A 22,256-nucleotide genomic window follows, 5' to 3' on the forward strand; every position below is an offset into this window, starting at 1 on the left:
TTTCAGCGCGTGGAGGTGCTGAGCGCGCGGCTGATCCCGGCGGCGGTGGTGCGCACCAGCGGGGCGAGTGCGCGGGCGGACACGCTGCCGTGCCGCACGACGAGCGAGACGGCCGCGACGACCTGGCCACGGGCGTCGGAGACGGGGGCGCCGACCGACAGCGCGTCGTCGGTGACCTGCCGGTCGCTGACCGAGTGGCCGTCGCGGCGGACGTCGGCGAGCATGCGGCGCATCCGCTGCGGGTCGGTCACCGTGAACGGGGTGTAGCGCTCGATCCGCGCGCCCAGGACCTCGTCCTGCAGCTCCGGCGGCGAGTGCGCGAGCAGCACCAGCCCGACCCCGGTCGCGGTGAGCGCGAAACGCCCCCCGACCCGGGTCTGCACCGGGACCGCGCCGGACCCCGCGAGCCGCTCGACGAACACCACCTCGGCGCCCTCGCGCACCGCGAGCTGCACGTTCTCCCGGGTGACCCGGGACAGGTCCTCCAGGAACGGCAGCGCCGTCTCGCGCAGCGCCTGCCCGCGCGGGGCGAGCGCGCCGAGCTCCCAGACGCGCAGCCCGATCCGGTAGCGGCCCTCGTCGTCACGTTCCAGCGCGCCCCACGCCGCCAGGTCGGCGACGAGCCGGTGCGCGGTCGACAGCGGGACGTCGGCGTGCCGGGCGAGGTCGCTGAGCGACAGCGCGGGCCGGTCGGGGCCGAACGCGTCGAGCAGGCCGAGCGCGCGCACCACGACCGACCCGGTCGGTCCCACCGGGTGGCCGCGACGCGACGTGGTCATGCCCGCCAGTATCAGGCGTCGTAGTCGACCGTGGCGGTGTCGGTCACCGGGCGGGACTGGCAGGTGAGGACGAACCCGGCGGCGACCTCGTCGTCCTCCAGCGCGTAGTTGCGCCGCATGGTCACCTCGCCGTCGGTCACCCTCGCCCGGCACGTCCCGCACACCCCGCCCTTGCAGGCGAACGGCAGGTCGCCGCGGACCTTCTGGGCGGCGTCGAGGACGTACTCGCCCGCCGGGACGGCCAGCGTCGTCGACCGTCCGTCGAGGACGACCGTGACCTGGGCGCCGTCGCCGTCCGGCCCGGGCTCGTGGCGGTCGAGCTCCGGCGGCGGCTCGTCGACGTAGAACAGCTCGCGGTGCACCCGGCGCCGCTCGACGCCCAGCTCACCGAGCACCGCGACCGCGGCCTCGGTCATGCCGAGCGGGCCGCACAGCCACCAGTCGTCGACGTCGCCGGTGTCGACCAGCGCGGTGAACAGCAGCCGCAGCCGGTCGGCGTCCAGCCTGCCGTTGACGATCTCGGCCTCGGTGGGCTCGCGCGAGAGCACGTGCAGCAGGTGCAGCCGCGGGCCGTAGCGGTTCTTCAGGTCGGCGATCTCCTCGGTGAACATCACCGTGTCGGTCCGCCGGTTGCCGTAGACGAGGGTGACGCGGGTGTCGTCGTGCGCGGCCAGCAGCGACGCCGCGATCGACAGCACCGGGGTGATCCCGGACCCGGCGGCGACGAGGCCGTGGTGCGTGCCCGCGGTCAGCTCCGGGGTGAACGACCCGGCCGGCGGCCCGACCTCGACGACGTCGCCCGGGGTCACCTCGTCGACCAGCCAGGCGGAGAACAGGCCGCCGTCGACCCGGCGCACCCCCACCCGCGGCGCGGTCCCGGCGGCGGAGCAGATCGAGTACGACCGGCGCTCCTCGCCGTCGGCGGTGACCTTCCGCAGGGTCAGGTACTGGCCGGGCCGGAAGTCGTAGTGCCCGCGCAGGTCCTCGGGGACGTCGAAGGTGACGGCCACGGCGTCGTCGCACAGCCGGTCGACCTCGGTCACCACGAGCCGGTGGAAGCCGGCGGGCAGCGCGTCGTCCCCGGCCAGCAGGGCCTCGATCTCGTCGTCCAGGGCGAGCGTCGTCCGGCCGTACGCCTGGTTGGCCCGGGCTTGCCACGCCGCCGCGCGCCGCTCGCTCATCGGATCTCCTCGCCGGTCCGGTCGATCACCGGGCGCGCTCCGCTCCTCGCTCGCCGGGGCTCGCTGCGATGCTCACACACCCTCAGATCTCCTTCATGTGCTCGAACGGCTCCCGGCAGGTGGTGCACCGCCGCAGCGCGGTGCACGCGGTCGGGCCGAAGCGCGACAGCTCCTCGGTCGCCCGGGACCCGCACTGCGGGCAGGGCACGACCGTCGACGGCGCGTCCAGCGTCAGCGGGATCGGTCCATCCGTCCGCGGGGCGCTCCCGGGGGGCGCGACGCCGGCCTCGGCGAGCTTGCGCCGCCCGGCCTCGCTGATCCAGTCCGTGCTCCAGGCGGGGGAGAACACCGTCCGCACCTCGACGCGCGCGTACCCGGCCGCGGTGAGCGCGCCGCGGATGTCCGCGCGCATCTCCTCGATCGCCGGGCAGCCGGAGTAGGTCGGGGTGATCGTGACCGTCACGCGGTCGTCCTGTTCGGACACCGAGCGGATCACGCCGAGGTCGTCGAGGGTGAGCATCGGCATCTCCGGGTCGACGACCTGCGCGACGACCGTGCCCGCCCCGCTCACCAGGACGCCCCGGGGTGCCGGCGCGCGAGGCTCTGCAGCACGACGAGCGCGGGCTCCAGCTTCTCGGTGTGCACGCCCTGGCGGCCGCCGCGGCCCCCGACCGTGCCGGTGGCCGGGACCTGCGGCACGGTCAGCGTGGCGCGCCCGATCACCTGCGCGAGGACCGCGTCGACCTCCTCGCGGGTGTCCGCCGGGTCGACGGCGACACCGGCGGCGACCAGGCGTCGCTCGGTGTCGGTGGTGCGGAACAGCTCGCCGAGGTGCGGCCACACCCACTCCAGCGCGTCCTGCATGCGCCGGTGCGACTCCGGCGTGCCGTCGCCGAGGCGCAGCGTCCACCGCGCGGCGTGGTCACGGTGGTAGGTGACCTCCTTGACCCCCTTCGCGGCGACGGCGGCGACCACCGGGTCGGCGGAGCCCGTGAGCCGGTGCAGCAGCGCGAGCCGCCAGGTGGAGAACACCAGCAGCCGGGCGATGGCGCGGGCGAAGTCCAGGTCGTCGGACGGCTCGACGAGCCCGACGCAGCGGAACTCCGACACCTCGCGCCAGTAGGCCAGCGCGTCCTCGTCGCGGCCGGTCAGGTGCCCGGCGCGCGACAGCAGCACCCGGGCCTGGCCGAGCAGGTCGAGCGCGGTGTTGGCGAGCGCGACCTCCTCCTCCAGCTCCGGGGCGTTGGAGACCCATTCGGTCAGCCGGTGGGACAGGACCAGCGCGTCGTCGCCGAGCATCAGGCAGTACTCCGCGAGGTCCGCCGGATCGGTGCCCGCGGGAACCGGCGCGACGATGTCCGCCTCGCTGTCCTCGAACCCCGACCCGAACGCCCAGCGCGGGTCGTCGCCCTCCTCGGTGAGGCCGTCGTAGACGGAGCCGCTCACAGGTGCGGCACCTCCTCCGGGATCGCGTAGAACGTCGGGTGCCGGTAGACCTTGTCCCCGCTCGGGGCGAAGAACGGATCCTTCTCGTCCGGGCTGGACGCGGTGATCGCGTCGGCGCGGACCACCCAGATGCTCACGCCCTCGTTGCGGCGGGTGTAGACGTCGCGGGCGTTGTGCAGGGCCATCTCGTCGTCCGCGGCGTGCAGCGACCCGACGTGGACGTGGTTGAGCCCGCGCTTGCCGCGGACGAACACCTCGTAGAGCGGCCAGGCGCGCCGGCTCGGCTTCGCACCCCGCCCGGTCTCGACACCCGTCGTCGGGACGGCGCCGTGGCCGCCCTCGGTGGTCATGCTCGTTCCGCCTGCGCTGCTCTCGGAGCCCATGTCCTGCTCGCTCATGCCCGTGCCCCCTGCTTCCCGGCCTGCTTCTCGGCGTAGGCCTGCGCCGCCTCGCGCACCCACGCCCCGTTCTCGTGCGCGCGACGCCGGTGGTCCAGTCGCTGCCGGTTCGCCGGCCCCGCCCCGGACACCACGGCGGTGAACTCCGACCAGTCCGGCTCGCCGAAGTCGTGCGCCTGCCGCTCGGGGTTCCAGCGCAGGTCCGGGTCGGGCAGCGTGACGCCCAGTACCGCCGCCTGCGGGACGGTCATGTCGACGAAGCGCTGGCGCAGCTCGTCGTTGGTGTGGCGCTTGATGCCCCACGCCATCGACCGGTGGGTGTTGGGGGAGTCGCCGTCGGCCGGGCCGAACATCATCAGCGACGGCCACCACCAGCGGTCCACCGACTCCTGCACCATGCGCTTCTGCGCCTCGGTCCCCGCGGTCAGGGCGAGCAGCGACTCGTAGCCCTGACGCTGGTGGAACGACTCCTCCTTGCAGATGCGGATCATCGCCCGGGCGTAGGGCCCGTAGGAGCAGCGGCACAGCGGGACCTGGTTCGCGATCGCCGCGCCGTCGACCAGCCACCCGATGACGCCGATGTCCGCCCAGGACAGCGTCGGGTAGTTGAAGATCGAGCTGTACTTCTGCTTGGAGTCGATCAGCTTCTCGGTGAGCTCCTCGCGGTCGACGCCGAGGGTCTCGGCCGCCGCGTACAGGTACATGCCGTGACCGGCCTCGTCCTGCACCTTCGCCAGCAGGATCGCCCGGCGCCGCAGCGACGGCGCCCGCAGCAGCCAGTTGCCCTCGGGCTGCATCCCGATGATCTCCGAGTGCGCGTGCTGGGCGATCTGGCGGATCAACGTCCTGCGGTAGGCCTCGGGCATCCAGTCCCGCGGCTCGATCCGCTGGTCCGCCGCGATCGTCGCGTCGAACCGCTCCTCCAGCTCCGCCGGGGATGGCGCGGTGCTCGTCACTGGACACCTCCGTACCGAATGTTCGTTCGGCTACGAGTGTGGCGGATGACCGGGGGATCCCGCAACCCCGTGTCCCTGAGGCGTCGATCAGCACGTTCTCGCCCCGTGCAGGGCGGAAAGGTGCTGATCGACGCGCGGCGGCGGGTGCCCGACCGGGGACGTCGGGGAACCGGTCGGCGGGCGAGGCGGTCCAAGGGGCATGGATCTCGCGCGACCGTTCCTCGGCGCTGCGGCGGTGCGCGCCGGGGTGGTCACCTCCAAGCAGCTGCGGGGGCCCTGGTTCCGCCCGGTCGTGCGCGGGGTGTTCGTCGCCGCTCACATCCCGGACTCCTTCCTGCTGCGGTGCGAGGGCGCGGCGGTCGCCGTCGGGGCGATCGGGGCCGGGACCGGCCGGGCGGCACTGTGCGGGTGGGCCGCGGCCGAGATGCTCGGCGCGGACTGCGCACCGCGCGGGGTCCCGGTGGAGGTCGTGGTGGCGCTCGGGCATCGGCGCAGCCGGCCCGGACTGGTCCTGAGACACCGCGACATCCCGGCCGCGGACGTCGTGACCGGTGTCCGGATCCCCGTCCCCGGTGAGCGGAGGCCCCGCTACCTACCGGGCCGGACGGTCGTCACGACGTCGCCGGTGCGGACCGCGTTCGACCTGGCCTGCCGGGTCGGGCGGACCGACGCCGTGATCGCGCTGGACGCGCTGGCCAGGGTCGGCGGCTACCCACCGGGGGAGGTCCTGGCGTTCGCCGCCGCCCGTCCGGTCGCCCGGGGGAGCCGGCGGCTCGCGGACCTGGTCGCCCTGGCGGACCCGCTGGCCGAGTCCCCGATGGAGACCCGGGTCCGGCTCGCCCTGCACGACCACGGGATCCGGCGGCCGGTGCTGCAGCACCCGGTGGGCCCGTTCCGGATCGATCTCGCCTATCCCGACCAGCGCTTCGGTATCGAGTACGACGGGGAGCACCACCTGGACCGCAGCCGAGCCCGGGCGGACCTGCGACGGCAGGCGTTCCTGACCGCGCAGGGCTGGGAGATCCTCCGTCCCGAGGCCCGCGTGGTCCTGGCCCACCCCAACCTCCTGGCCGTCGAGGTCCGTCGCCGCCTGACGTCCCGAGGCGGTCACGCGTGATCGATCAGCACGTTTCCGCCCCGTCGCGGGCGAGAACGTGCTGATCGACTGCTCAGCCGTGCAGGCGCAGGAGGCCGGCGTCGGTGGGAGGGAGGGCGCAGGAGCGGTAGAAGGGGGTCAGGTGGGGGGCGAAGTCCACGTGCAGCCAGGTGCAGCCGGCCGCGGTGGCCTGCTCCACGGCCCCGGCGACCAGCGCCCGGCCGATCCCGCGGCGGCGGTACCCGTCGGCGACGACGAGGTCGAGCAGGAACGCGTGCCGGTCGCCGTCCCAGGCGAGGTTGACGAACCCGGCGAGCGCGTCGCCGTCGCGGGCGTCGAGCCAGCTCAGGCTGTGTGCGGCGAGCTGGGCGGACCAGCGTCGCAGGCGTGGGGTCTCGTCGAACCCGGCGGCGTGCAGCGCGGAGAGCGCGACGTCGTCGACCTCGGGGCGGACGCGGACCCGGAGGTCGGTCACGGCGCCGGGACGATGCCGGAGAACGCGGCGCGGACGACGTCCTCGGGCAGGGTGGCGGTCCCGGGGCGGCCGGGGCGGTACCACTCGACGATCGAGTTGATCGTGCCGGACAGCAGTCGTGCGGCCAGGGCCGGGTCGACGTCGGAGCGGACCTCGCCGGCGTCGACGGCGTCGCGGACCAGGGCGCGCACGGCCGCGTCGAACGCACGGCGGCGTTCCAGCGCCCAGCGCTCGGTCTCGGTGTTGCCGCGCACCCGGAGCAGCAGGGTGACGTACGGCAGCTCGGCCATCAGCACCCCGACCTGCGCGGCGACGATCACCCGCAGCCGGTCGGCGGGGGAGCCGGTGCGGGCCTCGGGCAGGTCGAGCACGCCGAACAGCCCCTCGACGGCGCGTTCCAGCGCCGCGCGCAGCAGAGCCTCCTTGCCCGCGAAGTGGTGGTAGAACGACGACTTCGTGATCCCGGCGGCCCGCGAGAGGTCCTCCATCGACGTCGCGTCGTAGCCGCGGTCGATGAACTCGCCGACCGCGGTCTCGAGCAGTGCGTCGCGGCCGCCGCTGGGCCGCCGGGCCCGCTTGACCGGCGAGCTCATCGGCCCTCGAAGACGGGCTTCTTCTTCGCGAGGAAGTCGCTCACGGCCTGCTGGTGGTCGCGCGTGGTCGACAGCCGGACCTGGGCGTCGGCCTCGTACTCCAGGACGGCGGGGAGCTCGTTGACCGCGCCGAAGCGCAGCGCGCCCTTCACCTCGGCGTAGGCGCGGGTGGGCCCGGCGGCCAGCCGGCGCGCGAGCTCCAGTGCGGTGCCGAGGACCTCGTCGGCCGGGACGACGTCGCGCACCAGGCCCCAGTTGCGGGCGTCCTCGGCGGTGAACTGCTCGTTCAGCAGCACCAGCTCCGTCGCCCGGGAGACGCCGACGGCGTGCGCGAGCGACGCCGCGAGGCCGCTGTCGGTGGACAGCCCGATCCCGGTGAACGCGGTCGCGAACTTCAGCCCCTCCGCGGCGATCCGCAGGTCGGTGGCCAGCGCGATGCCGAGACCGGCGCCCACACAGGGCCCGTTGATCGCGGCGACCACCGGCTTCGGTGCCTCGTTGAGCGCGCGGATCAACGGGTTGTAGTGCCGGCGCACGGTGCCCAGTGCGTCGACCGGGTCGGCGTCGAGCGCTGCGGCGTGCTCGCCCAGGTCCTGCCCGACACAGAACGCCTTCCCCGCGCCGGTCAGCACGATCGCGCGCACGGACTCGTCCCCTGCGACCTCGACGACCGCGGGGAGCAGCGCCTCCTTGAGCTCGACGGTGAGCGCGTTGTACTTCGCGGGCCGGTTCAGCGTGACCACCGCGACCGAGGGGTCGGTCTCGTCGCGGGTCACGAGGACGGCGGGATCGGTGCCGGCGGGGGAGGTCATCCGGTGAGCGTAGCGGCCGACCGAACGATCGGTCCCCGGTGCGACGTGAGTCTGGTGCGTCGGCGAGGTCCGGTGCTAGGTTCTCCCGAACGAACGGTCGGTTCAATGCTGACTTCGACGACGAAGCGCGACGGAGGCTCGCCGATGACCATGCTCCGCAGCCACCTCTCCGGTACCTGGCAGACCGGATCCGGGGACGGTCGCCCGTTGTACGACGCGGTGACCGGCGACGAGGTCGCCCGTGTCTCCGCCGAGGGTCTGGACCTCGGCGCGGCCCTGGCCCACGGTCGCCGCACCGGTGGCCCGGCCCTGCGCGAGCTGACCTTCCACCAGCGCGCCGCGCTGCTGAAGGCACTCGGCGGGCACCTGCGCGAGCACCGTGAGGAGCTCTACGCCGTCTCCGCGCGCACGGGCGCGACCCTCGGCGACTCGAAGTTCGACATCGACGGCGGCATCGGGGTCCTGCTCGCCTACGCCTCGAAGGCCAAGCGTGAACTGCCCAACGACACCGTGTTCGTCGAGGGCGCGGTCGAGCCGCTGGGCCGCGGCGGCAGCTTCCTGGGCCAGCACGTGCTGACCCCGCGACACGGAGTCGCGGTGCAGGTCAACGCGTTCAACTTCCCGGTCTGGGGGCCGCTGGAGAAGCTCGCCCCGGCGTTCCTCGCCGGTGTACCCACGCTGATCAAGCCGGCGTCGCCGACCGCGTTCCTGACCGCGAGGCTGGTCGAGCTGATCGTGGACTCGGGTCTGCTCCCCGACGGCGCGGTCCAGTTCGTCGCCGGGTCGCTGGGGGACTGCTTCGACCACCTCACCGGGCAGGACCTGGTGAGCTTCACCGGCTCGGCGTCGACCGCGCAGACCCTGCGCAGCCACCCCGGGATCGTCCGGAACTCCGTGCGGTTCTCCGCCGAGGCCGACTCGCTGAACCTGGCCGCGCTCGGCCCGGACGCGACGCCCGGCACCGAGGAGTTCGACCTGTTCGTGAAGGCCCTGACCACCGAGATGACGGTCAAGGCCGGACAGAAGTGCACCGCGATCCGGCGCGCGTTCGTGCCGCGCGCACACGTCGACGCCGTCGTCGAGGCCGTCACCGCGCGGCTCGCGTCGGTCGTGGTGGGCGCCCCCGGGGCCGAGGGCGTCCGGATGGGGGCGCTCGCGAGCCTCGACCAGCGTGAGGAGGTCCGCCGCAGCGTGAAGGCCCTGCGCGACGCCGGCCGGATCGTGTTCGGCGACCCCGACCGCGTCGAGGTGACCGGCGCCGACGCCGACCGTGGCGCGTTCGTCTCCCCGCTGCTGCTGGTCGGTGACCCGGACCGCGCCGAGCCGCACGAGGTCGAGGCGTTCGGCCCGGTGTCGACCGTGCTGCCCTACGACACTCCTGCGCAGCTGATCGACTACGCCGCCCGCGGCCAGGGCTCGCTCGCCGGGTCCGTCGTCTCCGCCGACCCCGGGTTCGTCCGCGAGATCGTGCTCGGTGTCGCGCCGTTCCACGGCCGCGTGCACGTGCTCAACGCCCGCGACGCCGGCGAGTCCACCGGGCACGGGTCGCCGCTGCCGCAGCTCGTCCACGGCGGCCCGGGCCGCGCCGGCGGCGGCGAGGAGATGGGCGGCGTGCGCGGGGTGTTCCACCACATGCAGCGCACCGCGGTCCAGGCCGACCCCGACTCGCTCGCCGCGATCACCGGCCGCTGGGTCACCGGCGCGCAGCGCCACACCACCGACGTGCACCCGTTCCGCAGGCATCTCGAGGAGCTGCGCCCCGGCGACTGCCTGGTCGCCGGCCCGCGCCGGGTGACCCGGGAGGACGTGGAGCACTTCGCCGAGTTCACCGGCGACACGTTCTACGCGCACATGGACGAGGCCGCCGCCGCGGCGAACCCGCTGTTCGGGCAGCGCGTCGCGCACGGCTATCTGGTCGTCTCGCTGGCCGCGGGCCTGTTCGTCGACCCGGACCCGGGCCCGGTGCTCGCGAACTTCGGCGTCGACGGGCTGCGGTTCCTCACCCCGGTCCGCTTCGACGACGAGCTCACCGTGACCCTGACCTGTAAGCAGCTCACCCCGCGCGAGTCCGCCGGCTACGGCGAGGTCCGCTGGGACGCCGACGTCACGCGGCAGGACGGCGAGTCCGTCGCCCGCTACGACGTGCTCACCCTCGTCGCGAAGAAGGACGCGTGATGACGACCGCCACGAAGCGCCCGGGCGACGCGCCCCCGGCCGAGCTGCTGGACCCCGCCGAGCGGATGTCGGTCGACGAGCTGCGCGCGCTGCAGCTGGAGCGCCTGCAGTGGTCGCTGCGGCACGCCTACGACAACGTGCCGCACTACCGGCGGAAGTTCGACGCCCACGGCGTCCACCCCGACGACTGCCGCGAGCTCGCCGACATCGCTCGGTTCCCGACGACGACCAAGGCCGACCTGCGTGAGACCTACCCGTTCGGCATGTTCGCGGTGCCGCGTGAGCGGATCGCGCGGATCCACGCGTCGTCGGGCACCACCGGCAGGCCCACCGTCGTCGGCTACACCGCGGGCGACCTCGACCGGTGGGCCTCGCTGGTCGCCCGCTCGATCCGCGCGGCGGGCGGGCGCCCCGGGCACCGCGTGCACGTCGCCTACGGGTACGGCCTGTTCACCGGGGGGCTCGGCGCGCACTACGGCGCGGAGAAGCTGGGTGCGACCGTCATCCCCGTCTCCGGCGGGATGACCCCGCGCCAGGTGCAGCTCATCGGCGACTTCTCACCCGAGGTCATCATGCTGACCCCGAGCTACATGCTCACCCTGCTCGACGAGTTCGAGCGCCAGGGTGTCGACCCCCGGTCGACGAGCCTGCAGGTCGGGATCTTCGGTGCCGAGCCGTGGACCGAGCAGATGCGCGCCGAGATCGAGGAGCGGGCCGGCATCCACGCCGTCGACATCTACGGGCTGTCCGAGGTCATGGGACCCGGTGTCTCGCAGGAGTGCGTGGAGACCAAGGACGGCCTGCACATCTGGGAGGACCATTTCCTGCCCGAGGTCGTCGACCCGCTCGACGGCACCCCGCTGCCCGACGGCTCCGAGGGCGAGCTGCTGTTCACCAGCCTCACCAAGGAGGGGCTGCCGATCATCCGTTACCGCACCCGCGACCTCACGACGCTGCTCCCGGGCACCGCGCGGCCGCAGATGCGGCGGATGGCCAAGATCACCGGCCGGTCCGACGACATGATCATCCTGCGCGGGGTGAACGTCTTCCCGACCCAGATCGAGGAGATCGTGCTCCGCACCCCCGGGCTCGCACCGCACTTCCAGTTGGAGCTGACGACCCGGGGCAGGCTCGACGCGATGACCGTGCGCGTGGAGGCCCGCGGCGACACGCCCACCGACCGCCGCGCCCCGGCCGCCGCGGAGCTCGTGCGCGCGGTGAAGGAGACCGTCGGCATCTCCGTGACCTGCGACGTCGTCGACCCCGACACCCTGGAGCGCTCGGTCGGGAAGCTGCAGCGGCTCAAGGACCACCGGGAGCCGAAGGCCTGACCCGTCAGCGGGACTCGTCCTCGAAGATCAGGATCGTCCGCGTCGACACGACCGTCGGCAGCGCCTGCAGGCGTTCGAGCACGACGCTGCGCAGCGCGTCGTTGCCGGTGGTGCGCACCAGCAGCAGCACGTCGAAGTCCCCGCCGACCAGTGCCATGTGCCGGACCTCGGGGATCGCGCGCAGCTGTTCGCGCAGCTCGCGCCAGCTGTTCTGGCGCACCGTCAGCGTCACGTACGCCGAGGTGTGCAGCCCCACCTTGTCCGGGTCGACGAGTGCGGTGAACCCGGTGACCACGCGATCGTCGACGAGCCGGGCGAGGCGGGCGTAGGCGTTCGCCCGCGAGATCGTCAGGCGCTCGGCCAGCGCGCGCCCGGTCAGCCTCCCGTCGCGCTGCAGCTCCGCGACCATCCGCCGGTCGATGTCGTCGAGCACCGGCCCCTCCGTTCGTCTCGCCGCGCCCCGCCGGGCACCGGTGACCCGGACCACTCGTCCGGAGCGGTGCCGCGCTGCGGACCGATCGTCTCGTCATCTCTCTGCTTCGAGTCGATCGTACGGATCATGCGCCATTCTCGAGCCACTGTGTCCGCACGGGGGGGAGTCATCGTGGACGACCGGCGCGAGACCGTCCGCCTGCTGGAACCGGACGGCACCACCGTGCCCGGCGCGCAGCTCCCGCCGCCGGACCGGCTGCTCGCCGGCTACCGCGGCCTGGTGCACGCCCGGCGGCTCAACGAACAGGCCGGTGCACTGGTCCGGCAGGGACGCCTGGCCGTGTACCCGTCCTCGCGCGGCCAGGAGGCCTGCCAGGTGGCCGCGGCGATGGTGCTGGCCGAGGACGACTGGCTCTTCCCGACCTACCGGGACACCGCCGCGATCGTCGCCCGCGGCGTCGACCCGGTCGAGGTGCTGACGATGCTGCGCGGGGACCGGCACTGCGGGTACGACGTCGCCACCCACCGCGTCGCCCCGCAGGCGACCCCGCTCGCGACGCAACTGCTGCACGCGGTCGGCGTCGCCCACGCGGCACGGCTCAAGGGCGAGCCCGACGCCGTCCTGGCGCTCTGCGGCGACGGCGCCACCAGCGAGGGCGACTTCCACGAGGCGCTGAACTTCGCCGCGGTGTTCCGCGCCCCGGTGGTGTTCCTGGTGCAGAACAACAAGTACGCGATCTCGGTGCCGCTGCACCGGCAGAGTGCCGCGGCCCGGCTCGCGGACAAGGCGCTCGGCTACGGCATGCCCGGGGTGTGCGTCGACGGCAACGACCTGCCCGCCCTGCTCACCGTGCTCGACGAGGCGCTGCGCCGCGCCCGCGACGGGGGCGGCCCGACCCTGGTCGAGGCCGACACCTACCGCATGGAGGCCCACACCAACGCCGACGACGCCGGCCGCTACCGCGACGAGAGCGAGGTCGCCTCCTGGGCCGGCCGCGACCCGCTGCTGCGTCTGCGCGCCCGGCTGCGCGCCGACGACCTGCTCACCGACGACGCCGAGCGCGCTCTCACCGACGACGCCGAGCGGATGGCCGCCGACCTGCGCACCGGCATCGCGGCCGAGTCCCCGGTGGACCCCGAGGACCTGTTCGCGCACGTCTACGCCCACCCCACCCCGCAGCTGCGCGAGCAGCGCGACCGGCTGCGCGCCGAGCTGGAGGTCACGCCGTGAACGTCGGACCCGTGAAGCTCACCATGGCGCAGTCGATCAACACGGCGCTGCGCGAGGCGATGGCCGCCGACCCGACCGTCGTCGTGTTCGGGGAGGACGTCGGTCCGCTCGGCGGGGTCTTCCGGGTCACCGACGGGATCGCCGCCGAGTTCGGCGAGCACCGCTGCTTCGACACCCCGCTCGCCGAGTCCGGCATCGTCGGCACGGCGGTGGGGATGGCGATGAACGGGCTGCGGCCCGTCGTCGAGATGCAGTTCGACGCGTTCGCGTATCCGGCGTTCGAGCAGATCGCGAGCCACGTCGCGAAGTTCGGCAACCGCACCGCGGGCCGGATGCGGCTGCCGATGGTCATCCGGGTGCCCTACGCCGGCGGGATCGGCGGCGTCGAGCACCACTGCGACTCCTCCGAGGCGTACTACGCCCACACCGCCGGGCTGACCGTGCTCGCCCCGGCCACGAACGCCGACGCCCACGGCCTGCTCCGCGCGGCGATCGCGTACCCGGACCCGGTGGTCTTCCTGGAGCCGAAGAGGCACTACTTCACCAAGGAGGAGGTGGACACGACCGTCCCGGTGCCGCCGATCGGACGGGCCGTCGTCCGCCGCCCGGGGGTCGACGCGACGCTCATCGCCTACGGCCCGACGGTGCCGGTCGCGCTCGCCGCCGCCGAGGAGGCCGCCCGCGAGGGCCGTGACCTGGGCGTGGTCGACCTGCGGTCGATCGTCCCGTTCGACGACGAGACCGTCTGCGCGCAGGTCCGCCGGACCGGGCGGGCGGTCGTCGTCGCGGAGGCCCCGGGGTTCGCCTCGGTCGCCTCGGAGATCGCCGCCCGGGTCTCCGAGCGGTGCTTCCACCACCTCGAGGCGCCGGTGCGCCGGGTGACCGGGTTCGACGTGCCCTACCCGCCGCCGAAGCTGGAGCGGCACCACCTGCCCGGGGTGGACCGGGTGCTCGACGCCGTCGACTCGCTCGGCTGGGAGGACGCGGCGTGAGTGCCCAGGTGTTCACCCTGCCCGACCTGGGGGAGGGACTGACCGAGGCCGAGCTGGTCCGCTGGCTCGTGGCCGACGGGGACACCGTCGGCGTCGACCAGCCCGTGGCCGAGGTGGAGACGGCGAAGGCCGTGGTCGAGGTGCCGTCGCCGTACGCGGGCACGGTGCTGACCCGGCACGGCGCGGAGGGCGAGACGCTGCGGGTCGGGGAGCCGCTGGTGTCGGTCGGGGACGCCGAGGAAGCCGGGTCGGGCAACGTCCTGATCGGGTACGGCACGTCCGGCGGGCACGAGGGGGTCCGCCGGCGCCGCCGCGTCGCGATGCGTGCCGCCGCGCCCGCGGCTCCGCCCGAGCCCGAGCAGGCTGCCGCGCCCGCGGTCGTGGCGGCATCCGTCGCCGAGCGCGCGCCGGGGGAGCGCCGGCCGGTGCAGTCCCCGGTGGTGCGGCGGCTCGCCCGCGACCACGGCATCGACCTCGCGACGGTCGAGGGGACCGGCCCCGGCGGCATGGTGCTGCGCCACGACGTGGCGCTCGCCGCCGCCCGCGCGGCGGAGGCTGCCGCCGCCGCGCCGTCCGCTGCCGCGTCGGCCGCTCCCGCCGCGCCGACCGCCGCCGCCGCGCCTGCTGCTGCACCGTCCGCTCCGACGACCGGCACCGCACCGGGCCGCGACCCCCGCACCGGGCTCGCGGTGCGGGGGATCGTGCCGCTGCGCGGGGTCCGCCGCGCCGTTGCCGAGACCCTGACCCGCAGCCGCGCCGAGATCCCCGAGGCCACGACCTGGGTCGACGTCGACGCCACCGACCTGCTCGCCCTGCGCCCGCAGCTCACCGGCGCCGACGGCCGCCCGGTCGGGCTGCTCGCGATCCTGGCCCGGTTCGTCGTCGCCGGTCTCGCGCGGTTCCCCGAGCTCAACGCCCGGGTCGACACGCAGGCGGGGGAGATCGTGCACCTCGACGGGGTGCACCTCGGTATCGCCGCGCAGACCGACCGTGGCCTGGTCGTCCCGTCGGTGGCCGACGCCCATCGCCTCGGGATGCGCGGCCTCGACACCGAGATCCGCCGGCTCACCGCAGCCGCCCGGGACGGCTCGGTCACCGCCGCGGAGCTGACCCGCGGCTCGTTCACCCTGAACAACTACGGGGTGCTCGGCGTCGACGGCAGCGCCGCGATCATCAACCATCCCGAGGTCGCGATGCTGGGCGTCGGACGGGTGCTGCCGCGGCCGTGGATCGTCGACGGCGCGGTCGTCCCGCGGTCGATCACCCAGCTGTCACTGGTGTTCGACCACCGGGTCTGCGACGGCGGCACCGCGGGCGGGTTCCTCCGCTTCGTCGCCGATGCCGTCGAGTCGCCGCTGTCCGCGCTCGCCGACCTCTGAGCCCGCCCGGCGCTCAGCGACGGCGGGTGATCACCACCGGCTCGATCCGCTGGGCCCGTCGGCGCGAACACGAGGTCACCGCGTTCCGCGGTGAAGACGTCGTTGTGGTACTCGCCGTCGGGGTGATCACCTCCGACGGCTCCCGTGATGGCGGGGTCACGGATCGGCACAGCTCAGCGTGCCGGGACGACCGTCCACGCCGGGGCCTTCGCCGGGCGGCCGTCCCCGGAGGACCGGCCCCGGAGCCGTCGTCCGACCCAGGGCAGGACGTGGGCACGGTAGTAGGCGAGCCCCGCGGCCGGCCCGGTCGGCGAGGTCGTGGCGACGGTCGTCGCGGGCGTCGCGCCGCGCACCCCGAGTGCCTCCAGCACCAGCCCGGCGGCGCGCAGGTGCCCGGGCGTGCCCAGGTGCAGGCGGTCGTCCGACCAGTAGCCGGGCCTGCGGATCTCGGCGTCGCCGAACACGTCGACGAAGGTGAGCCCGTGTGCGGCGGCGAGCGTGCGCACCGTGGCCGTCAGCTCGGCGCCGCGGCGGTGGACGACCCGTCCCAGCGGGAGCCGGTCCGACGGGTCGGCGCCGCTGAGCAGCACCAGCCGGACCCCCGCCGCCGCGCAGCGGTCGACGGCGCGGGCGGTCAGCGCGGCGAGCCCGGCGACGTCGGTGCGGGGCCGCAGCATGTCGTTGCCGCCACCGTTGAGCGTGATCAGCGTCGGTGCGGGGTCCAGCGCCAGCGCGGCGTCCAGCTGTGGCCCGACGACGTCGGCCAGCAGCCGGCCCCGTACGGCCAGGTTCGCGTAGTGCACCGGTTCGCCGGAGGCGCCGGCCAGCCCGGCGGCGACCCGGTCGGCCCAGCCGCGGGGGACGCCCGCCGCGTCCTCGTCGCCCACGCCCTCGGTGAAGCTGTCCCCGATCGCCACGTACCGCACGGGGTCAGCATCCGCGTCGCGGCCGCCACGGCTCGGCCCGGGGGTGGTGACGGCTGTTACCCTCGGCCCGTGCGCGGTCGGATCATTACCCGGCGCGCCGGCTGAAGCCAGGGAGCCGGCGCGTGGCACGTCGTGCCCGCCGGACCTGGCCGGATCCTGACGTTCGCCCTCGAACACCGGAGATCCGATGAACGCCCCCACCGCCGAGCGCACCCGTCCCGGAAGCGATCCCGCCGAGCACGGTCACGTCGTCTCGCTGCTGCTGACCGACGCCGACGACGGCCTGTACAAGGTCCTCACCACACTGCGGTCGCGCCGCTGGAAGGTCCGCTCGCTGCGGGTCGACATGTCCGGCGAGATCGGCCGGGTCGACCTCGTCGTCACCCGCGACGGCCGGGACGCCGACCTGCTCCTCGAGCAGCTGCGCCGGGTCGTGCCGGTGGTGCGCGCCGACCTGGGCTGATCCGGGGCTACCCCCGAGGGGTCAACCGCGCGTTCGGCAGCTCCGGCGCCGGCAACGTCGACTCCCAGGCGTCCGGGAACGCCCCGAAGCGCCCGCCGTCCCGCCCCCCGGCGGCACGCTCGTCCTGCCACTGCTCCCGGAAGGCCGCGATCTCGTCGTGGGTGGAACCGACGAAGTTCCACCACATCACGATCTGCTCGCCCAACGGCTCCCCGCCGAGCAGCACCAGGCGCGCGCCGTCGTCGCCGGCGTGCAGGTCCAGGGTCGTCCGGCCCGGCGGGAGGTACACGAGCTCGGCGGACGCGGCCGCCGTCCCGCACACCCGCGCCGCGCCGGTGTCGACCAGCACGCCGTGCTCGAACCCGGCGTCGACGTCGAGCGTCACCGCCGCCCCGGCGGGCAGCACGACCTCGGCGCCCAGCAGCGGGGTGAACGTCTCCACCGGCGACGACGACCCGGCCAGCGACCCGAGGAACACCCGCAGCGCGGCGTCCCCGGCCCGCACCCGGGGCGGCGCGTAGTGCTCGAAGCGGGGTGCGGTGTCCCGGTGCGCGGCGGGCAGCGCCAGCCACAGCTGCACCCCGTGCAGCACCTCGGTACCGGGCGTGGAGAACTCCGAGTGTGCGATGCCGGACCCCGCGGTCATCAGGTTCAGCTCGCCCGGGCGCACGACCGCGTGCGCGCCGGTGGTGTCGCGGTGCTCGACCTCCCCGGTGAACAGCCACGACACGGTCGCCAGCCCGGTGTGCGGATGCCCCGGCACGGCCATCCCGCCGGTGTCGGCGACCCGGTCCGGGCCGTAGTGGTCCAGGAAGCACCAGGCCCCGATCAGCGACCGGGTGCGACGGGGCAGCGTGCGGCGCACCGTCATCGCCCGCGGCCCGCCCAGCGGCACGTCGCGCGGGGTCACCAGCTCCGCGGCGGCGGTGTCGCCCCCGCAGACGACCTCCTCCGGCGCGGTCTCGACGTTGCTCACCGTGCCCTCCGCCGGACGGTGGCGACGGCGTCGGGCGTCACCGGGTCGAGGATGTCGGCGTAGCCCTGGTGGGTCGACACCCAGCGCCGCACGTACGGGCAGACCGGCACGATCCGCTTCCCGGCGGCGCGGGTGTCGTCCAGCGCGAAGCGGACCAGGGTGCTCGCGAGCCCGCGCCCGGACAGCTCCGGGTCGACCTCGGTGTGGTGGAAGATCCGCTGCTCGTGGTCGTCGACGTACTCGGCCCGGCCGACCACGGTGCCGTCGAGCAGGATCTCGTAGCGGTGGTGGCCCGTGTCGTGGGTGACCACGGTGTCGTCGGTGTCGCCGGACATGTGCTCAGCCTCTCAGGACGCCCGGCGGCGCACCACGCGGCCGTCGGTGTCGCGCTCGGGGACGGGGTGCGCCGACAGGATCGAGACCCGGTTGAACGCGTTGATGGTGATCGCCGCCCAGACCAGCACCGACACCTCGTCGTCGGTGAGGTCACCGCGGACGGCGGCGTAGGCGTCGTCGTCGAGGTGGGTCCCGGCGGTCCGGGTGACGGCCTCGGCGAGACCGAGCGCGGCGCGCTCGCGCGCGTCGTAGAGGGCGCTGTCGCACCAGGCCGGGAGCAGCGCCATCCGCTGCGGGGTCAGCCCGGCCGCCAGTCCCGACCGCCAGTGCGTGTCCAGGCAGGTCTCGCAGCCGTTGATCTGGGAGACCCGCAGGTTCACCAGCTCCAGCAGGTCCCGGTCCACCCCGGCCGCGGCGGCGCGCTCGCGCACGACCGCGACGACGTCGGTCATCGCCCGGAACACCTCGGGGGTCTGCTTGTCGATCCACACCCGGCCCATGTCACCTCCGAACCCGTCACGCGGCGACGGTGTTCCGGGCGGGTGCTGTCTCGACGGTCACGACCACCGCCACCATCACCACCGCGGCGACGACCGGGGTGAACGGCGCGAACGCCGACAGCCCCAGCAGCCCCGCCAGCACGACGACGGCGGCGCTGCGCCCGGCGGTGAGTGTGGGGCGCAGCGCGAGCGCCCACACCCCGAGGACGAACAGCGCGACCGGCACCGTCAGCGTCGCCCCGGCCGCGGCGGCGGACAGCCCGGTCGCGGTGGTGTCGACGTCGACGGCCACCTCGATGCCCGCCGAGAACGCCCCGGCCGCGGCGAAGACGAGGTAGTGGCCGTAGCCGTGCACCAGCGCCCGTGGCATGGCCCGCAGGTGCTCGTGCTGGTCGCGGGCGAAGTAGACCCACCACATGCCCGCCGCCAGCACGAGCCCGCACGCCGAGAGCAGCAGCAGCGGGCCCAGGTGCTCGGCGGAGGACAGCGCGTCGACCACGGCCGTCGTCGACGCCAGGACCGACTCGCCCAGCAGGATCAGGGTGAACAGGCTGTATCGCTCGGCGATGTGGTGCGGGTGCCACGGCGTCGTCCGCGCCCGCTCGGCGACCACCGGGACCGCCAGCTCGGCCAGCGCCAGCACGACGAACCCGACCGGGTGCGGGTCCACGAGCACCCAGGCGATCCACAGCAGCTGGACGACGACGATGCCGCCCGCGTAGCGCAGCGCCGTGACCCGCAGCTCCGGGTGCGAGCGGGCCGCCCGCAGCCACTGCGTGACCATCGCCAGGCGCATCACCACGTAGCCCGAGACGAGCACGCCGTAGCCCTCACCGGCCATCGCCGACGGGGTCCCCGCGGCCAGCACCAGCGCCCCCGCCATCTGCACCAGGGTGGTGACGCGGTAGAGCCAGTCGTCGACGTCGAAGGCCGAGGCGAACCAGGTGAAGTTCATCCAGGCCCACCAGATGCCGAAGAACACCAGCAGGTACGACCCGACCCCGGCACCGACGTGTCCGCCGGACTCGGAGTGGTGCAGCGCGGCCGACGACAGCGACACCGCCACCACGAACACCAGGTCGAAGAACAGCTCCAGCGGACTGGCCGCCCGGTGGGGCTCGTCCGGGTCGCGGGGGCGCATCGCGCGCAGACCGAGGTTCACACCGGCCATCGTTGCGCGCCGCACTACCCTTCGGCTGCGCCGACACGGGGAAGGACCCACCGATGACCACACCGGACACCACACCGGACGCCCGGCCACGGGTGCTGCGCCGGGCGGGCGACTCCGAGGTCGCCCCGATCGAGCTGTTCTTCGACCTCGTCTACGTGTTCGCGATCGTCCAGGTCTCGCACACGCTGCTGTACCACCTGACCCCGGTCGGGGCGCTGGAGACGGCGGTCCTGTTCGCCGCGGTCTGGTGGCTGTGGAACTACTCGGCCTGGGCGATGAACTACCTGGACCCGGCCCGGCCGTCGGTCCGGATGCTCAACGCCGGGCTGATGCTCGCGGCACTCGGGATGGCCCTGGCGCTACCGGGCGCGTTCGGCGACTCGGGCCTGCTGTTCGCGCTGTGCTTCGCCGCCGCCCAGATCGGCCGCCCGCTGTTCCTGGTCGTGACCGTGCGCGGGCACGTCATGGCCCGCAACTACCGCAACCTGCTGGTGTGGAGCACGGCCGCGTCGGTGCTGATGGTCGTCGGCGCGTTCCTCCCGCCGGTGGCGCGGCTCGTGGTCTGGGCCGTCGCCGTCGCCGTCGACATGGCGGGCCCGCGGTTCGAGTTCCGGGTGCCGGGGCTCGGCCGCACCCCGATGGAGGAGTGGCCGACCGACGTGGAGCACCTCGCCGAGCGCAACCGGCTGGTGTTCATCATCGCGCTCGGCGAGTCGATCCTGATCATGGGTTTCACGCTGTCGGAGATGGAGGTCGTGACCCCCTACGCGGTGGTGATCACCCTGCTCGGGTTCGCCGGACTGGTCGCGCTGTGGTGGTCCTACTTCGCGCTCGCCGGACACGGCACCCGGGCGGCCTCCGGCGACGGGTCGACCCGCGCGGCGCGGGCCGCGTTCGCCTACGCACACGGCCTGATGGTGGCCGGTGCGGTGCTCTTCGCGGTCGCGATCGACCTGCACCTCACGCACCCGGAGAACACCCCGGCCCTGGTGCTGACCTCGGTCGGCGGTCCGCTGCTCTACCTCGTGGGCAACAAGCTCTACCTGCAGGGCCGGACCGGGACGGTCGGGCGGTCCCGCTACGTCGCCGCGGCCGTGCTGGTCGTGGCCGCGGCGGTCGCGCTCGCCGCCGGGCACGCGCTGCCCGCGATCGTGATCGGCCTGGTCGTGCTCGCCGTGGTGGTCGGGCTGGCCGTGGTCACCGAGCTGACCGAGCGGCGGGCCTAGTCCTCCCCGACGGCGTCGCGCAGCGCGTTCTCCAGCACCTCGGTCAGGGCGGGGTGGATCCAGTACTGGACGTCGGCGAGCCGCTGCGCGGTCACGCCCAGCGCCATCGCCTGCACCAGCTGCTGGACCATCGTCGACGCCTGCGGGCCGAGCAGGTGCGCCCCCAGCAGCGTGCCGTCGGGGGCGACGAGGACCTTGCAGAACCCGCGCTGCTCCTCCAGCGCCCAGCCGAAGGCGACGTCGGCGTACTCGTGGAGCCCGACCCGGAACTCCAGGCCCTCCTCGCGGCACTGCTGCTCGGTGCGCCCCACGGAGCCGATCTGCGGGGTGGTGAACACCGCGGCCGGCACGGACCCGTGGTCGACCTCGCGCAGGTCGTCGGGGTGGGCGAGGTTGTGCCCGACGACCTCGGCCTCGTGGTTCGCGACGTGCTTGAGCGGGTGCGGGGTCGAGATGTCGCCCAGCGCCCACACCCCGTCGGCGGTGGTGCGGCCGTGGGCGTCGACGACGACGCGGCCGGCGTCGTCGGTGTCGACCCCGGCGTGGTCCGGGTCGAGCCGGTCGGAGTTCGGACGGCGCCCGGCCGCGACGAGCAGCCGGTCGGCCCGGACCTCGGTGCCGTCGTCGAGGTGGAGCCGCACGTCGCCCTCGCCGCCGGTGACCTTCTCCACCGTCCGGCCGGTGTGGACGGTGAAGCGCTCGCGGGCGGCGTCGGTGAACCGCTCCACGACGGTCTCGTCCATCCCGCCGAGCAGGGTGTCGGCGCTCTCGACGATCGTGACCTCGCAGCCCAGCCCGCCGAACACGTGCGCGAACTCGGCCGCGATGTAGCCGCCGCCGATGATCGCCAGGTGCTCGGGCAGCTCGTCGATCCGCATGATCGTGTCCGAGGTGTGGAACGGGACGCCCGAGTCCGCGACCGGTGGCGGGACGACCGGCCGTCCCCCGACGGCGAGCACGATCCGGTCCGCGGTGAACTCCGCGGTGCCGCCGTCGGTCAGTTCCACGGTCATCGCGCGCGGCCCGGTGAAGCGGGCCGCGCCGTCGTAGACGGTGCCGTGGGCACGGCGGTGGTCGCGGCCCTCGTCGCCGATCGGGTCGAGCCGGGCGAAGACCCGATCGCGGATGTCGCTCCAGCGGATCCGGTCGATCCGGGCGTCCACGCCGTAGGACGACGCCGCCCGCACGGTCTCGGCGACCTCGGCGGTGTAGGCGAGCATCTTGGTCGGGATGCAGCCGACGTTGAGGCAGGTCCCGCCGAACCGGGTCGCCTCGACGTGGGCGACGTCGAGACCGTCGAAGCGGTCGTCGACGATCATGTTCCCGGATCCGGTGCCGACGATTGCGAGATCGTGATGGGCCACCCGCCGAGCGTAGGAAGA

The 22,256-nt window shown here is 74.2% G+C and carries 24 protein-coding genes; 8 read left to right on the plus strand and 16 right to left on the minus strand.

Annotated elements, in window-relative coordinates; all coding sequences use genetic code 11:
• Positions 1–2: 2 nt before the first annotated feature.
• The 6 genes from KPF22_RS09485 to paaA form a co-directional block, all read right to left on the minus strand.
• The gene (locus KPF22_RS09485) at positions 3–779 is read right to left on the minus strand and encodes an IclR family transcriptional regulator (RefSeq protein WP_083474260.1); all 777 of its coding nucleotides are present in this window, start codon (positions 777–779) and stop codon (positions 3–5) included.
• Positions 780–790: 11 nt separating this feature from the next.
• The gene (gene paaE / locus KPF22_RS09490) at positions 791–1,960 is read right to left on the minus strand and encodes a 1,2-phenylacetyl-CoA epoxidase subunit PaaE (protein ID WP_224401778.1); all 1,170 of its coding nucleotides are present in this window, start codon (positions 1,958–1,960) and stop codon (positions 791–793) included.
• Between the two features lie 82 nt (positions 1,961–2,042).
• A complete protein-coding gene (paaD, locus tag KPF22_RS09495; protein ID WP_224401779.1) occupies positions 2,043–2,531 on the minus strand; it encodes a 1,2-phenylacetyl-CoA epoxidase subunit PaaD in 489 nt (162 codons plus the stop codon).
• Positions 2,528–3,406 carry a 1,2-phenylacetyl-CoA epoxidase subunit PaaC gene (gene paaC / locus KPF22_RS09500; protein WP_208821001.1) on the minus strand — a complete coding sequence of 293 codons (879 nt, stop codon included), beginning with the start codon at positions 3,404–3,406 and terminating at the stop codon, positions 2,528–2,530. Before paaC ends, paaD begins: the two co-directional genes overlap by 4 nt.
• A complete protein-coding gene (gene paaB, locus KPF22_RS09505) occupies positions 3,403–3,804 on the minus strand; it encodes a 1,2-phenylacetyl-CoA epoxidase subunit PaaB (RefSeq protein ID WP_224401780.1) in 402 nt (133 codons plus the stop codon). Before paaB ends, paaC begins: the two co-directional genes overlap by 4 nt.
• Positions 3,801–4,760, minus strand: a complete 960-nt coding sequence (gene paaA, locus KPF22_RS09510) for a 1,2-phenylacetyl-CoA epoxidase subunit PaaA (RefSeq protein ID WP_208820999.1) — start codon at positions 4,758–4,760, stop codon at positions 3,801–3,803. The genes paaB and paaA overlap by 4 nt, the downstream gene beginning before the upstream one ends.
• A 199-nt stretch (positions 4,761–4,959) precedes the next feature.
• Here paaA and KPF22_RS09515 point away from each other — a divergent pair, with 199 nt between their 5' ends.
• Complete coding sequence (locus KPF22_RS09515; protein ID WP_224401781.1) at positions 4,960–5,877, plus strand: endonuclease domain-containing protein; 918 nt, start codon at positions 4,960–4,962, stop codon at positions 5,875–5,877.
• A 52-nt stretch (positions 5,878–5,929) separates the two neighbouring features.
• Here KPF22_RS09515 and KPF22_RS09520 read toward each other — a convergent pair whose 3' ends face one another.
• Genes KPF22_RS09520 through KPF22_RS09530 form a run of 3 tightly spaced genes read right to left on the minus strand, consistent with a single transcriptional unit; the run spans position 5,930 to position 7,736 of the window.
• Positions 5,930–6,331 carry a GNAT family N-acetyltransferase gene (locus KPF22_RS09520; protein ID WP_208820994.1) on the minus strand — a complete coding sequence of 134 codons (402 nt, stop codon included), beginning with the start codon at positions 6,329–6,331 and terminating at the stop codon, positions 5,930–5,932.
• Positions 6,328–6,924, minus strand: coding sequence for a TetR/AcrR family transcriptional regulator (locus KPF22_RS09525; RefSeq protein WP_062396736.1), 597 nt, complete (start codon positions 6,922–6,924; stop codon positions 6,328–6,330). The genes KPF22_RS09520 and KPF22_RS09525 overlap by 4 nt, the downstream gene beginning before the upstream one ends.
• Positions 6,921–7,736 carry an enoyl-CoA hydratase/isomerase family protein gene (locus tag KPF22_RS09530; RefSeq protein ID WP_224401782.1) on the minus strand — a complete coding sequence of 272 codons (816 nt, stop codon included), beginning with the start codon at positions 7,734–7,736 and terminating at the stop codon, positions 6,921–6,923. The genes KPF22_RS09525 and KPF22_RS09530 overlap by 4 nt, the downstream gene beginning before the upstream one ends.
• 144 nt (positions 7,737–7,880) lie before the next feature.
• On the opposite strand from KPF22_RS09530, the gene paaZ reads away from it, so the two are divergent.
• Together paaZ and paaK are read left to right on the plus strand one after the other, a co-directional pair.
• Complete coding sequence (paaZ, locus tag KPF22_RS09535; RefSeq protein WP_224401783.1) at positions 7,881–9,911, plus strand: phenylacetic acid degradation bifunctional protein PaaZ; 2,031 nt, start codon at positions 7,881–7,883, stop codon at positions 9,909–9,911.
• Positions 9,911–11,242 carry a phenylacetate--CoA ligase PaaK gene (paaK, locus tag KPF22_RS09540; RefSeq protein ID WP_208820987.1) on the plus strand — a complete coding sequence of 444 codons (1,332 nt, stop codon included), beginning with the start codon at positions 9,911–9,913 and terminating at the stop codon, positions 11,240–11,242. The genes paaZ and paaK overlap by 1 nt, the downstream gene beginning before the upstream one ends.
• A 4-nt stretch (positions 11,243–11,246) precedes the next feature.
• On the opposite strand, the gene KPF22_RS09545 is transcribed toward paaK, so the two are convergent.
• Positions 11,247–11,651: an Lrp/AsnC family transcriptional regulator gene (locus KPF22_RS09545; RefSeq protein ID WP_208821063.1), complete on the minus strand. Its 405-nt coding sequence runs from the start codon at positions 11,649–11,651 to the stop codon at positions 11,247–11,249.
• Positions 11,652–11,846: 195 nt separating this feature from the next.
• On the opposite strand from KPF22_RS09545, the gene KPF22_RS09550 reads away from it, so the two are divergent.
• Genes KPF22_RS09550 through KPF22_RS09560 form a run of 3 tightly spaced genes read left to right on the plus strand, consistent with a single transcriptional unit; the run spans position 11,847 to position 15,276 of the window.
• On the plus strand, positions 11,847–12,905 hold the full coding sequence (locus KPF22_RS09550; RefSeq protein WP_374107468.1) for a thiamine pyrophosphate-dependent enzyme: 1,059 nt from the start codon (positions 11,847–11,849) through the stop codon (positions 12,903–12,905).
• Positions 12,906–12,928: 23 nt separating this feature from the next.
• Positions 12,929–13,897 (plus strand): alpha-ketoacid dehydrogenase subunit beta, encoded by a 969-nt coding sequence (locus tag KPF22_RS09555; RefSeq protein WP_224402405.1) that lies wholly within the window; start codon positions 12,929–12,931, stop codon positions 13,895–13,897.
• Positions 13,894–15,276, plus strand: a complete 1,383-nt coding sequence (locus KPF22_RS09560) for a dihydrolipoamide acetyltransferase family protein (RefSeq protein WP_224401785.1) — start codon at positions 13,894–13,896, stop codon at positions 15,274–15,276. The genes KPF22_RS09555 and KPF22_RS09560 overlap by 4 nt, the downstream gene beginning before the upstream one ends.
• Before the next feature lie 173 nt (positions 15,277–15,449).
• Here KPF22_RS09560 and KPF22_RS09565 read toward each other — a convergent pair whose 3' ends face one another.
• The gene (locus KPF22_RS09565; protein WP_208820981.1) at positions 15,450–16,202 is read right to left on the minus strand and encodes an SGNH/GDSL hydrolase family protein; all 753 of its coding nucleotides are present in this window, start codon (positions 16,200–16,202) and stop codon (positions 15,450–15,452) included.
• Between the two features lie 187 nt (positions 16,203–16,389).
• Here KPF22_RS09565 and KPF22_RS09570 point away from each other — a divergent pair, with 187 nt between their 5' ends.
• A complete protein-coding gene (locus KPF22_RS09570; protein ID WP_208820980.1) occupies positions 16,390–16,665 on the plus strand; it encodes an ACT domain-containing protein in 276 nt (91 codons plus the stop codon).
• Between the two features lie 7 nt (positions 16,666–16,672).
• Here KPF22_RS09570 and KPF22_RS09575 read toward each other — a convergent pair whose 3' ends face one another.
• From KPF22_RS09575 to KPF22_RS09590, 4 genes are read right to left on the minus strand one after another with little or no spacing between them, the layout of a single operon-like run.
• Complete coding sequence (locus tag KPF22_RS09575; RefSeq protein WP_208820978.1) at positions 16,673–17,641, minus strand: pirin family protein; 969 nt, start codon at positions 17,639–17,641, stop codon at positions 16,673–16,675.
• On the minus strand, positions 17,638–17,976 hold the full coding sequence (locus tag KPF22_RS09580; RefSeq protein WP_208820976.1) for a GNAT family N-acetyltransferase: 339 nt from the start codon (positions 17,974–17,976) through the stop codon (positions 17,638–17,640). Before KPF22_RS09580 ends, KPF22_RS09575 begins: the two co-directional genes overlap by 4 nt.
• A 12-nt stretch (positions 17,977–17,988) precedes the next feature.
• Complete coding sequence (locus tag KPF22_RS09585; protein ID WP_208820974.1) at positions 17,989–18,477, minus strand: carboxymuconolactone decarboxylase family protein; 489 nt, start codon at positions 18,475–18,477, stop codon at positions 17,989–17,991.
• Positions 18,478–18,493: 16 nt separating this feature from the next.
• Positions 18,494–19,648, minus strand: a complete 1,155-nt coding sequence (locus tag KPF22_RS09590) for a low temperature requirement protein A (protein ID WP_224401786.1) — start codon at positions 19,646–19,648, stop codon at positions 18,494–18,496.
• A gap of 53 nt (positions 19,649–19,701) precedes the next feature.
• Here KPF22_RS09590 and KPF22_RS09595 point away from each other — a divergent pair, with 53 nt between their 5' ends.
• Positions 19,702–20,874, plus strand: a complete 1,173-nt coding sequence (locus tag KPF22_RS09595) for a low temperature requirement protein A (protein ID WP_224401787.1) — start codon at positions 19,702–19,704, stop codon at positions 20,872–20,874.
• On the opposite strand, the gene KPF22_RS09600 is transcribed toward KPF22_RS09595, so the two are convergent.
• On the minus strand, positions 20,871–22,238 hold the full coding sequence (locus KPF22_RS09600; RefSeq protein ID WP_224401788.1) for a mycothione reductase: 1,368 nt from the start codon (positions 22,236–22,238) through the stop codon (positions 20,871–20,873). The two genes, KPF22_RS09595 and KPF22_RS09600, sit on opposite strands and share 4 nt — an antisense overlap.
• Positions 22,239–22,256: the final 18 nt, after the last annotated feature.

Source organism: Pseudonocardia sp. ICBG1034, assembly GCF_020131375.1.
Classification (GTDB): Bacteria; Actinomycetota; Actinomycetes; order Mycobacteriales; family Pseudonocardiaceae; genus Pseudonocardia; species Pseudonocardia alni.

Coding starts and splice junctions, on each gene's coding strand:
- KPF22_RS09585 (WP_208820974.1), bottom strand. CDS start 18,477: ATGGGCCGGGTGTGGATCGACAAGCAGACCCCCGAGGTGTTCCGGGCG.
- KPF22_RS09590 (WP_224401786.1), bottom strand. CDS start 19,648: ATGGCCGGTGTGAACCTCGGTCTGCGCGCGATGCGCCCCCGCGACCCG.
- KPF22_RS09595 (WP_224401787.1), top strand. CDS start 19,702: ATGACCACACCGGACACCACACCGGACGCCCGGCCACGGGTGCTGCGC.
- KPF22_RS09545 (WP_208821063.1), bottom strand. CDS start 11,651: ATGGTCGCGGAGCTGCAGCGCGACGGGAGGCTGACCGGGCGCGCGCTG.
- KPF22_RS09485 (WP_083474260.1), bottom strand. CDS start 779: ATGACCACGTCGCGTCGCGGCCACCCGGTGGGACCGACCGGGTCGGTC.
- paaK (WP_208820987.1), top strand. CDS start 9,911: ATGACGACCGCCACGAAGCGCCCGGGCGACGCGCCCCCGGCCGAGCTG.
- paaZ (WP_224401783.1), top strand. CDS start 7,881: ATGACCATGCTCCGCAGCCACCTCTCCGGTACCTGGCAGACCGGATCC.
- paaB (WP_224401780.1), bottom strand. CDS start 3,804: ATGAGCGAGCAGGACATGGGCTCCGAGAGCAGCGCAGGCGGAACGAGC.
- paaE (WP_224401778.1), bottom strand. CDS start 1,960: ATGAGCGAGCGGCGCGCGGCGGCGTGGCAAGCCCGGGCCAACCAGGCG.
- KPF22_RS09525 (WP_062396736.1), bottom strand. CDS start 6,924: ATGAGCTCGCCGGTCAAGCGGGCCCGGCGGCCCAGCGGCGGCCGCGAC.
- KPF22_RS09580 (WP_208820976.1), bottom strand. CDS start 17,976: ATGTCCGGCGACACCGACGACACCGTGGTCACCCACGACACGGGCCAC.
- KPF22_RS09555 (WP_224402405.1), top strand. CDS start 12,929: ATGGCGCAGTCGATCAACACGGCGCTGCGCGAGGCGATGGCCGCCGAC.
- KPF22_RS09515 (WP_224401781.1), top strand. CDS start 4,960: ATGGATCTCGCGCGACCGTTCCTCGGCGCTGCGGCGGTGCGCGCCGGG.
- KPF22_RS09530 (WP_224401782.1), bottom strand. CDS start 7,736: ATGACCTCCCCCGCCGGCACCGATCCCGCCGTCCTCGTGACCCGCGAC.
- KPF22_RS09570 (WP_208820980.1), top strand. CDS start 16,390: ATGAACGCCCCCACCGCCGAGCGCACCCGTCCCGGAAGCGATCCCGCC.